Origin of the sequence: Frigoribacterium faeni, from assembly GCF_007988805.1 — a bacterium.
In the GTDB taxonomy this organism is placed as follows: domain Bacteria; phylum Actinomycetota; class Actinomycetes; order Actinomycetales; family Microbacteriaceae; genus Frigoribacterium; species Frigoribacterium faeni.
The window spans coordinates 1-11,011 of record NZ_BJUV01000055.1 but is presented as its reverse complement, the minus strand read 5'-3'; the positions used below and the strand labels follow the sequence as shown (position 1 = coordinate 11,011).

At 69.6% G+C, this 11,011-nt stretch carries 9 protein-coding genes and 1 tRNA gene; 5 read left to right on the top strand and 5 right to left on the bottom strand.

Annotation, left to right across the window (positions count from 1 at the left end):
- Positions 1-63 precede the first annotated feature (63 nt).
- The 3 genes from gltX (at position 64) to FFA01_RS15320 (ending at position 2,618) form a co-directional block, all read left to right on the top strand.
- Positions 64-1,554, top strand: a complete 1,491-nt coding sequence (gltX, locus tag FFA01_RS15330; RefSeq protein ID WP_146857054.1) for a glutamate--tRNA ligase — start codon at positions 64-66, stop codon at positions 1,552-1,554.
- Positions 1,551-2,489: an NAD(P)/FAD-dependent oxidoreductase gene (locus FFA01_RS15325; protein WP_146857053.1), complete on the top strand. Its 939-nt coding sequence runs from the start codon at positions 1,551-1,553 to the stop codon at positions 2,487-2,489. The genes gltX and FFA01_RS15325 overlap by 4 nt, the downstream gene beginning before the upstream one ends.
- Before the next feature lie 54 nt (positions 2,490-2,543).
- Positions 2,544-2,618 (top strand) — tRNA-Gln (locus FFA01_RS15320).
- Between the two features lie 157 nt (positions 2,619-2,775).
- Here the strand turns inward: FFA01_RS15320 and purL are convergent.
- From purL to purS, 3 genes are read right to left on the bottom strand one after another with little or no spacing between them, the layout of a single operon-like run.
- Positions 2,776-5,121, bottom strand: coding sequence for a phosphoribosylformylglycinamidine synthase subunit PurL (purL, locus tag FFA01_RS15315; protein WP_146857052.1), 2,346 nt, complete (start codon positions 5,119-5,121; stop codon positions 2,776-2,778).
- Entirely contained in the window at positions 5,118-5,813 is a 696-nt protein-coding gene (gene purQ, locus FFA01_RS15310; RefSeq protein WP_146857051.1) for a phosphoribosylformylglycinamidine synthase subunit PurQ, read from the bottom strand. Before purQ ends, purL begins: the two co-directional genes overlap by 4 nt.
- Complete coding sequence (purS, locus tag FFA01_RS15305) at positions 5,813-6,082, bottom strand: phosphoribosylformylglycinamidine synthase subunit PurS (RefSeq protein WP_146857050.1); 270 nt, start codon at positions 6,080-6,082, stop codon at positions 5,813-5,815. The genes purQ and purS overlap by 1 nt, the downstream gene beginning before the upstream one ends.
- Before the next feature lie 413 nt (positions 6,083-6,495).
- Between purS and FFA01_RS15300 the strand changes: the two genes are divergently transcribed.
- Both FFA01_RS15300 and FFA01_RS15295 read left to right on the top strand, forming a co-directional pair.
- Positions 6,496-6,966 (top strand): Fur family transcriptional regulator, encoded by a 471-nt coding sequence (locus tag FFA01_RS15300; protein WP_146857049.1) that lies wholly within the window; start codon positions 6,496-6,498, stop codon positions 6,964-6,966.
- 83 nt (positions 6,967-7,049) lie between these two features.
- Positions 7,050-8,552 carry a catalase gene (locus FFA01_RS15295; RefSeq protein WP_146857048.1) on the top strand — a complete coding sequence of 501 codons (1,503 nt, stop codon included), beginning with the start codon at positions 7,050-7,052 and terminating at the stop codon, positions 8,550-8,552.
- A gap of 128 nt (positions 8,553-8,680) precedes the next feature.
- On the opposite strand, the gene FFA01_RS15290 is transcribed toward FFA01_RS15295, so the two are convergent.
- Together FFA01_RS15290 and FFA01_RS15285 are read right to left on the bottom strand one after the other, a co-directional pair.
- Positions 8,681-9,268: a GNAT family N-acetyltransferase gene (locus FFA01_RS15290; protein WP_146857047.1), complete on the bottom strand. Its 588-nt coding sequence runs from the start codon at positions 9,266-9,268 to the stop codon at positions 8,681-8,683.
- A 368-nt stretch (positions 9,269-9,636) separates the two neighbouring features.
- Entirely contained in the window at positions 9,637-10,551 is a 915-nt protein-coding gene (locus FFA01_RS15285; RefSeq protein ID WP_244289899.1) for a VOC family protein, read from the bottom strand.
- Between the last annotated feature and the right edge of the window lie 460 nt (positions 10,552-11,011).

Sequence of the window (11,011 nt, the reverse complement as noted above, 5' to 3'; positions counted from 1 at the left end):
TTTAAGGCCGGCCTGCAGAACCCGTGAGGTCGCGTCGGGCACCCGGCGGTAAGATCGACTCCGATGTCTGCTCCCTTCTCCACCGCCACCGGCGCCGATGTGCGCGTGCGGTTCTGCCCCTCTCCCACCGGTACGCCCCACGTGGGCCTCATCCGCACAGCCCTCTTCAACTGGGCTTACGCGAGGCACACAGGCGGCAAGCTGATCTTCCGCATCGAAGACACCGATGCCGCTCGAGACAGTGAGGAGAGCTACGAGCAGATCCTCGACGGTCTGCGGTGGCTCAAGATCGACTGGGACGAAGGCGTCGACGTCGGAGGCCCGCACGGGCCGTACCGCCAGTCGCAACGCCACGACGTCTACCGCGGTGTCATCGACCAGCTCCTCGAGCGCGGGCTCCTCTATGAGAGCTTCGCGACGGGGGAGGAGATCGAGGCTCGCAACATCGCCAACGGTCGCGACCCCAAGCAGGGCTACGACAACTTCGAGCGGGATCTCTCGGAGGAGCGGCGTGCTGCTTTCCGAGCCGAGGGGCGCCAGCCTGCTCTTCGCCTGCGCGTCCCGGATCGCGACCTCAGCTTCGACGACCTCGTCCGGGGTGAGATCACATTCCCGGCGGGCTCGTTCAGCGACTTCGTCGTCGTCCGTCCGAACGGCGTGCCCCTCTACACCTTCGTCAACCCGCTCGACGATGCTCTGATGGGCATCACGCATGTGCTCCGGGGTGAAGACCTGTTGTCGTCGACACCGCGTCAGATCGCCCTCTACGAGGCGCTCGTCGAGTTGGGCATCACGACCTTCGTGCCGCGATTCGGTCACCTGCCGTACGTCATGGGCGACGGCAACAAGAAGCTCTCGAAGCGCGACCCGCAGGCCAATCTGTTCCACCACCGCGACAGGGGCTTCATCCCCGAGGGATTGGTGAACTACCTGGCGCTCCTCGGCTGGTCTCTGACCCACGACCGCGACGTGTTCTCGATCGATGAGATGGTGGCGGCGTTCGACGTCGTGGACGTCAATCCGAACCCCGCCCGCTTCGACCTCAAGAAGGCCGAGTCCATCAACGGCGATCACATCCGGCTGCTCTCGGTCGACGACTTCGCCGAGCGCCTCCTTCCCTATCTCGAGGGCGTCGTCGAGAATCCGCCGACCGAGGCGCAGCGCGCCGTCCTGGTGGAGGCGGCTCCCCTGGTGCAGGAGCGCATGACGCTGTTGGGCGAGGCACGCGGCATGCTCTCGTTCCTGTTCGTCGGAGACGATGAGTTCGTCTACGAGGACGACGCTCTGGCCTCGTTGCCGGAGGGGACTGTGGACGTGCTCCGCGCCTCCTCGGCGGCTCTGGAGTCCGTCGGCGACTGGAACCATGACGCGATCCAGACGGCGCTCAAGGGCGCGCTGGTCGAGGGGATGGGGCTCAAGCCCCGGGTCGCCTTCGGGCCGCTGCGGGTGGCCTTGTCAGGGCGCCGGGTCAGCCCGCCCCTGTTCGAGTCGATGGAGATCCTCGGGCGCGAGTCCACCATGGCCCGCCTCGCGAGACTCGCCGACCGGTCATGAGCATGGACTTCGACGTCGCGGTCATCGGCGGGGGGCCGGCGGGTCTGAGTGCTGCCCTCAACCTTGTGCGTGCTCGCCGGCGCGTGCTGCTGATCGACAGCAACCGACCCCGTAATTCGGCCACGCTGCTGTCGCACGGGTTCATGACTCGCGACGGCATCTCGCCGCTCGAGCTGCGGAAGCTGGGCCGCGACGAGTTCCTCGGGTACGAGGGTGCCGAGCACCGCATGACGATCGCGACCTCGGTCACCCCGGTCGACGGCGGCTTCGCCATCGCGTGCGACTTCCGCGGCCGGACGAGCGAGGCGACGGCGGGGGTCGTGCTCGTGGCGACGGGGCTGCATGAGACGTTGCCCGAGATCGAGTCGCTGCGGGCGTTCTACGGGACGTTCATCCACAGCTGCATCGAGTGCGACGGGTACGACAAGCGCGACCAGCTGCTCGCGGTGATCGGCGAGCACCCCGACCTGGCCGACCGCGCTCGACTCCTGACGCAGTGGAGCGACGACCTCGTCGTCTTCACGAACGGATCGTCGGACGCGGTGTCGGCGGCGGACGAGGCGGAGCTGGTCTCGCGCGGGATCGTCGTCGAGCGTCGCGGGGTGGCGTCGATCGACGCCGACCGCGACGGGATGCGGGCCGTCGTGCTCGCCGACGGAACGGTCGTACCGCGGACCGGCGGCTTCGTCCGTCCCACGTGGTCGGGGGCGCTCGAGTACGTCGCCGCCACGGGTGCCGAGCTGGACGCCGACGGTCTCCTGGTCGTCGACGGGCACGGGCGGACGTCCGTGCCGGGTCTCTACGCCGCCGGTGAATCGACGGCTCCCGGCCCCCAGCAGCTCATCGTCGCCGCCGGCTCGGGAGCGCAGGTCGCCTCCGTCATCAACCGGGACCTGATCGGTGGCATTCGACAGCTCGGAGATGCTGTACAGTAGTTACTCGGTTCGAGTTTTCGATCCGCGTGGTGAAACACTAGCGTGTGTCATCATTGGGGTATGGTGTAATTGGCAACACGACTGATTCTGGTTCAGTTGTTCTTGGTTCGAGTCCAGGTACCCCAGCCAGCTGAAAGCCCTCGACGACGTCGGGGGCTTTTCTCGTGCGGTCCCGTAGAGGCACCCGACGGCCCCGTACCAGACAGAACCGGGCGAGCTCGTGGGACTCGGTCGTGCGGTGACGACCGGTCCCGACGAGCTCGCCCGGTTCGGCGAGCGGCTGGCGCTACTGGGGGATCGTCGCCCCGAAGCGAGCCGGCAGGGTGGCTCGGTGCGTGCGGCGCAGTTCGTCGAGAGAGACGGTGAAGACGTCCTGGATCTCGAGCGAGTCGGACTGCGCGTCGGTGACGCCGATGCGGGCCACGGGGTAGCCGCGACCCTCGCACAGACCGCGGAACCGGACGTCGTCCTCGCGCGGGACCGACACGATCACGCGCCCGGTCGACTCGCTGAAGAGCGCCGTCGCCGTGTCGATGCCGTCGCGCTCGAGGACCTCGCCGAGCCAGACCCGCGCTCCGACGCCGAAGCGCATGACGGCCTCGGCCAGCGCCTGCGCCAGGCCGCCGTCGCTCAGATCGTGAGCGGCGGCCAGCAGCGACTGGTCGGCGCCGGCGGCCAGCAGCCCGGCGAGCTGCTTCTCGCCGGCGAGGTCGACGGCAGGAGGACGACCACCGAGGTGGTCGTGGATCACGCCGGCCCACGCGGAGCCGTCGAGCTCGAGCGCCGTCGTGCCGAGCAGGTAGATGTTGTCGCCTTCGTCCTGCCAGCCGGACGGCACGCGCTTGGCGACGTCCTGGATGACGCCGAGCACGCCCACGACGGGCGTGGGGTGGATCGGGACGGTGCCGGTCTGGTTGTAGAACGACACGTTGCCGCCGGTGACCGGGATCTCGAGCTCGAGGCAGCCGTCGGCCAGACCTTCGACGGCCTGGGAGAACTGCCACATGACCTCGGGGTTCTCCGGGCTGCCGAAGTTGAGGCAGTCGGTCACGGCGGCGGGGACGGCGCCGGTGACGGCGACGTTGCGGTACGCCTCGGCCAGGGCCAGACGCGCGCCCTGCTTGGGATCGAGCTGGCAGTAACGGCCGTTGGCATCGGTCGCGATGGCGAAGCCCAGCCCGCTCTCCTCGTCGACGCGGATCATGCCGCCGTCGTCGGGGAAGCTGAGGGCGGTGTTGCCGAGCACGTACGTGTCGTACTGGTTCGTGACCCAGCTCTTGTCCGAGAGGTTCGCCGACCCGAGCAGTTCGAGGAACTGCTCGCGGAGGACCGAGTTGCCCGTCGGGCGCGGCAGAGCTGAGGCGCTGTCGGCCTGCAGGGCGTCGATCCAGGTCGGGTAGGAGACGGGACGCTCGTAGACGGGGCCGTCGACGGCGACCGTGCGCGGTTCGACGTTGACGATCTCCTCGCCGTGCCAGTCGATGACGAGCCGGCCGGTGTCGGTCACCTCGCCGAGCACGCTCGTCTCGACGTCCCACTTCGCGGTGACGGCGAGGAACGCGTCGAGCTTGGACGGCTCGACGACGGCCATCATGCGCTCCTGGCTCTCGCTCATCAGGATCTCTTCGGCGGTGAGCGACGGGTCGCGCAGCAGGACCTTGTCGAGCTCGATGAACATGCCTCCGTCGCCGTTCGAGGCCAGCTCGCTCGTCGCGCAGCTGATGCCGGCGGCTCCGAGGTCCTGGATGCCCTCGACGAGCTCGTCGCGGAACAGCTCGAGGCAGCACTCGATGAGCACCTTCTCGGCGAACGGGTCTCCGACCTGCACGGCGGGGCGCTTGGTGGGTCCGCCCGACGAGAACGTGTCGGAGGCGAGGATGGAGGCGCCGCCGATGCCGTCTCCGCCGGTGCGGGCGCCGAAGAGCACGACCTTGTTGCCGACGCCGCGCGCGTTCGCGAGGTGGAGGTCCTCATGGCGCAGGACTCCGACGGACAGGGCGTTGACGAGCGGGTTGCCCTGGTACACCGGGTCGAAGTAGGTCTCGCCGCCGATGTTCGGCAGCCCGAGGCAGTTCGCGTAGAAGCTGATGCCGCCGACCACGCCGTCGACGACGCGAGCGGTGTCGGGAGCGTCGATCGCGCCGAAGCGGAGCTGGTCCATGACGGCGACCGGCCGGGCACCCATCGAGATGATGTCGCGGACGATGCCGCCGACGCCGGTCGCGGCGCCCTGGAACGGCTCGATGTAGCTCGGGTGGTTGTGCGACTCGACCTTGAAGGTCACCGCCCAGCCGCCGCCGACGTCGACGACGCCGGCGTTCTCGCCCATGCCGACCATGAGGTTCTTCTTCATCGCCGGTGTGACCTTCTGGCCGAACTGGCGGAGGTAGATCTTGCTCGACTTGTACGAGCAGTGCTCGCTCCACATGACCGAGTACATCGCCAGCTCGCCGCTGGTGGGACGCCGACCGAGGATCTCGCGGATCGAGGCGTACTCGTCGGCCTTGAGGCCCAGTGCGCCGTAGGGCTGCTCCTTGTCGGGCGTGACCGCGGCGTTGGCGACGGTGTCGGGCACGTGGCCCTCGGGGCGCACGTCGATCTGCTCGGCGGCGGGCTTGTTGTCGATGCTCATCTGGCCAGGGCCCTCTCGATGACGGACGTGAAGAAGGTGAGGCCGTCGATGCCGCTCGACATCGCGTCGGGGGTGTCGGGCCCGAAGCCGGGCTCGGTCGCGTGCTCGGGGTGGGGCATCAGGCCGACCACGTTGCCGCGGGCGTTGCTCACACCGGCGATGTCGTCCATCGAGCCGTTGGGGTTGACCTCGAGGTAGCGGAACGCCACCTGCCCCTCTCCCTCGATGCGCTTGATGGTCTCCGCGTCGGCGATGAACCGGCCGTCGGCGTTCTTGAGGGGGATCGTGATCTCCTGACCCTCGTCGAAACCGTTCGTCCAGTCGGTGCGGGCGTTCTCGACCCGCAGTCGCTGGTCGCGGCGGATGAACTGCTGGTGCGCGTTGCGGGTGTGCGCACCGGGGATCAGACGCGCCTCGGCGAGCATCTGGAACCCGTTGCAGATGCCGAGCACCGGGACGCCCTTGTTCGCGGCGTCGACGACCTCGGTCATGATCGGCGAGAACGAGGCGATGGCGCCGGCGCGCAGGTAGTCGCCGTAGCTGAAGCCGCCGGGGAGGATGATCGCCTCGACGCCCTGGAGGTCGTGGTCGCCGTGCCAGAGGGCGACGGGCTCGCCACCCGCCAGGCGGACCGCGCGCTGCGCGTCACGGTCGTCGAGGGAGCCGGGGAAGGTGACGACGCCGACGCGCATCAGACGGCGGCGGGGGCGTCGGCGGAGACGACGGTGAGCGACACCACGTCCTCGATGACCGAGTTCGAGAACATGTCGTCGGCGAGCTGACGCACGTCGGCCAGCACGGCCTCGGTCACCTCGCCCTCGACGGTGACCTCGAAGCGCTTGCCGATGCGGACATCGGTCAGCTGGCTCTTGCCGAGACGGGCCAGGGCGCCGGCGACGGCCTTGCCCTGGGGGTCGAGCAGTTCAGCCTTGGGCATGACCTCGACGACGATTGTGGGCACGTTTTACTCCTGCGGAGGCGGCAGCGGGTGGACGCGACGAGTCTACGGCAGCGGGAGGCGCGGGCCGATGGCGAGCCGCGCCTCCTGGGGGCCGTCGGCGGACTGGGGAGGACAGGAGGCGATCCCCGATGATCAGGAGACCCCAAGTCCGTTCCCAGCGTCGTCATCGGAACGCGTCGCACCATTGACGCAGCGGTAGGAACAAGGCCTCGTGATCGGGTCTCCTCCGCTTCTTCCGGTCGAGGGTTCCTGATCCGCCCGACACCGTGAGGCGCCCGGCCGAACCCCCCATCGGCCGGGCGTCACCTCGTTAACGGGTGCGCGGGAGGCGCGGTGCGATCGCCCGGCGGCGGTACCTCCGAATCCCCCTCATCTGTTTTTGAACAGATCAAAACAGTGCTTTACTGGAACGCATGACCACGATCTCCGACGACGCCACCCGCGGCGCCCTCCGCGGTGCCGGGCTGCGCGTCACGGAGCCCCGGCTGGCCGTGCTCGCCGCCCTCGAAGGGCGGGCCCATGCGCCCGCCGACGCCGTGTTCGCCGCGGTCGCGCCGCGCCTCCCCGGCACCTCTCTGCAGGCCGTCTACGGCGTGCTCGCCGCCCTCACCGGCGCCGGGCTGGTCCGACGCATCGAGCCCGCGGGCTCGGCGGCGCTGTACGAGCTCCGCACGGGCGACAACCACCATCACGTGGTGTGCACGATGTGCGGCAACGTCACCGACGTCGACTGCGTCGTCGGTCACGCGCCGTGCCTCACCCCGTCGAACGACTCGGGCTACTTCATCCAGACCGCCGAGGTCACGTTCTGGGGCCTCTGCCCCGAGTGCCGAGCAGACGAGGCGGAGGGGCTCATCGAGACCGAGTCCGTCCCGCTGGGCTGACCCGCGCCTCCTCGACCGCCCTCGCGGCCCCTCGAACCCTTGACTCACCGACCTGAACGACACTGAAAGAACAGGAAGAGAAGATGACTGACGAGAAACGCGTCACCACCACCAACTCCGGAGCCCCCGTCGCGAGCGACGAGCACTCGCAAAGCGTCGGCGCCGACGGTGCCATCGCCCTCCACGACCACTACCTGGTCGAGAAGCTCGCCCAGTTCAACCGCGAGCGCATCCCCGAGCGGGTCGTGCACGCCAAGGGCGGCGGAGCCTTCGGAACCTTCACCACGACGGCCGACGTGTCGAAGTACACGCGCGCCGCACTGTTCCAGCCCGGCGTCGAGACCGAGATGCTCGCCCGTTTCTCCACCGTCGCCGGCGAGCAGGGCTCGCCCGACACCTGGCGCGACCCCCGCGGATTCTCGCTGAAGTTCTACACGACCGAGGGCAACTACGACCTCGTCGGCAACAACACGCCGGTGTTCTTCCTCCGTGACGGAATCAAGTTCCCCGACTTCATCCGCTCGCAGAAGCGCCTGCCCGGCACGCACCTGCGCGACCACGACATGCAGTGGGACTTCTGGACCCTCTCGCCCGAGTCGGCCCACCAGGTCACCTGGCTGATGGGCGACCGCGGCCTGCCCGCCTCCTGGCGCAACATGGACGGCTTCGGCTCGCACACCTACCAGTGGATCAACGCCGAGGGCGAGCGCTTCTGGGTCAAGTACCACTTCAAGACCAACCAGGGCATCGAGATCCTCAAGCAGGAGGACGCCGATCGCATCGCCGGTGAGGACGCCGACTTCCACATCCGCGATCTCTCGGCCGCGATCGACCGCGAGGAGTTCCCCACCTGGACCCTCTCGGTGCAGATCATGCCGTACGAGGACGCCGCGACGTACCGCTTCAACCCGTTCGACCTGACCAAGGTGTGGCCGCACAGCGACTACCCCCTGATCGAGGTCGGCACGATGGAGCTCAACCGCAACCCCGAGAACTACTTCGCGCAGATCGAGCAGGCCGCGTTCGCGCCGTCGAACTTCGTGCCCGGCATCGCGGCCAGCCCCGACAAGATGCTTCTCGCCCGCATCTTCAGCTACGCGGACGCCCACCGCTACCGCGTGGGCACGAACCACGCGCAGCTGCCGGTCAACGCGCCGAAGTCGCCCGTGCACTCGTACTCGAAGGACGGGGCCGCGCGGTTCGACTTCCAGAAGGCCGAAGTGCCCGTGTACGCCCCGAACTCGCTGGGCGGCGCACACGCCGACCCGCAGGTCGCCGGTGACACCGGCGGCTGGGAGAGCGACGGCGAGCTGCAGCGCTCGGCGGCCACTCTGCACCCCGAGGACGACGACTTCGGCCAGGCCGGCACGCTCGTCCGCGAGGTCATGGACGATGAGCAGCGCGACCGCCTGGTCGGCAACATCGTCGGCCACGTCTCGAAGGTCACCCGCCCCGAGCTGCGCCAGCGCGTGTTCGAGTACTGGGCGAACGTCGACCCGACCCTCGGACTCCGTGTCCGCCAGGGCGTCGAGCCGTCGGCTCCCGGCTCGAACGAAGACGCCGAAACGGTCGGCGTCAGCGCCTAGTCGGCTGCGCACTGCAGGAGGCGCGGGTCCCGTCGATCGGGAACCGCGCCTCCTTCCGTTGGCGGGGGCGAGGCGTCGCGACGGGCCGCTCGGTTCGCGAGCGTGCGCCAAGACTCGTCGGGTCGGCCCTAGACCATCTGCCCGTTCCAGTGCAGGTCGCCGGCCGGCCACTCGGAGAGGGTCGAGGCGACTTCGCGGGTGAGCCAGCCCTCCTGTTGACTGACGAGCACCCCGGCGCCGTCGGCGCTGAACGCCGTGTAGTGGCCGGTGATGGGCGCCCCGTCCTGCTCGAGGGGGAGCCAGCCCGCCGAGCGGTAGAAGCCCTGGACTCCCTCGCCCGCTTCGAGCAGGCCGAAGGGCACGCCGAGTCCGGTCAGTGCGACGTCGACGTGGCGGAGCAGATCGGAGCCGAGGCCCGTCCCCTGCAGGATGGGCGAGACGGCGACCATGCCGACGGCTCCCACCAGCAGGTCGACGCCGCCGACCGACACGAACTGCCGGCGGATCCCCGCATGGGCCACCACGGTGTCGCCCGAGCGGGCGACGACCCGACGCTCGGGCTGCATGCCGGCCCAGCTGCGGGCGCCGAGGTACCAGTGGTCGTAGCTCGGGAAGGCCCGGGCCAGCATCGCCGCGATCGCTTCGTGGTCGTCGAGCGAGAGGGCTCCTTCGACGAGGGTGCTGAACGTGGGGGAGGCGTCTGCGGCGAAGGGCATGTCGTCGACGCTATCCACTACGACCCCGTGCGGGCCGTCACCTCGATCTGGTTCAACCAGCGCGCTGGAGCTTAGGGAGGCGCGCCAGCGACTCCGCGACGCCAGCGCCGAGCGAGCCTGCGAGCGAGGGGTCTACTTCGACCCCGCCCGAACCGTCACCTCGATCTGGTTCGCCCAGCGCGCTGCAGCTTAGGGAGGCGCGCCAGCGACTCCGCGACGCCAGCGCCGAGCGAGCCTGCGACCTCGGGGTCTACTTCGACCCCGTGCGGGCCGTCACCTCGATCTGGTTCGCCCAGCGCGCTGCAGCTTCGGGAGGCGCGCCAGCGACTCCGCGACGCCAGCGCCGAGCGAGCCTGCGAGCGAGGGGTCTACTTCGACCCCGCCCGGGCCGTCACCTCGATCTGGTTCAACCACGGATCGTCGAACCCCAGCACGCGCCCGTCGTCGCGGGTGGCGACGCCGAAATGCCCGAGGCGCTCGCCGAGGGCGCCGAGGTCGTCACCGGTCGGCACCTCGATGCGGACCAGGCCGAGTCCGAGGGCGAGCTGGCGGCGACCCGCTCCCGCGCTGTTCCAGGTGTTCATGGCCATGTGGTGGTGGTAGCCGCCGGCGCTCACGAACAGCGCCTGCGGACCGAAGCGCGTGGTCGTCTCGAAGCCGAGCTGCTCGACGTAGAACCGGTGGGCCGAGTCGACGTCGCCCACGCTGAGGTGCACGTGTCCGACGGACGCGGGGCGGAGGGCGGTGCCGGCCAGCGCCTCCTCGGTGATGTTCTGCTGCAGGAACGCGTTCGGGTCGAGCGCGAGCGTGGCCATGTCGACCTGTCCATGGGTCCACGACCACTCGGTGCGCTGGCGGTCCCAGTAGAGCTCGATGCCGTTGCCCTCGGGGTCGGTGAAGTAGAAGGCCTTGCTCACCAGGTGATCGGCGCTGCCCGTGAACGACTGCGGGTGACGGCTGGCGACGGCGTAGACGGCTGCGGCGAGGTCGGCCTCGGTCTCGAACAGGATCGCCGTGTGGAACAGCCCGGCCTGCCGCGGCCCGGCGTGCCTCAGCTCGGGGGCGTGCTCGAGGATCACGATCGGCGTCGCTCCACGGCCCATCGTCACGCGACCGGCCTCGGGCTCGCTCGCCAGCACGGTGAGCGTGACCGAGTCGCGGTAGTACGCGGTCATCGCGTCGAGGTCGGCGACTCGCAGGGTGACGGCGCCCATTCCGGTGTCGGCCGCCAGGAGGTCCGCCGAGGAGGCGCGGGTCGGGGCGGTGTCGGAGGTGTCGGTCATGAGGTTCCCTGGCTCGGATCGGCGTGCGTCAGCGGGTCGGTGACGTGTCATCGACTGTAACCGGGGGAGGTGGAGGGGCATTCCCGAGGGTCGTCGGCGTGCCGCGCCGCGCCGTGCCGGGGCGTACGGAACGCGGTGTGTTGTGCGGAACGTGGTGCGGTGCAGAGGTGGGCGGTATGGCACCGCGTTTCGTGCAGCGCACCGCGGCTAGACCCGGTGCGGTGTGCGGAACGCGGTGCGATGCCCTTGGGGGTGTGCGGGCGCGGGTGCGGCGTGCGGAACGCGGTGTGGTGTGCGGAACGTGGTGCGGTGCGGAGGTGGGCGGCGCGGCACCGCGTTACGTGCAGCGCACCGCGGCTAGACCCGGTGCGGTGTGCGGAACGCGGTGCGATGCGCTTGGGGGTGTGCGGGCGCGGGTGGGGCGTGCGGAACGCGGTGTGGTGTGCGGAATGTGGTGCGG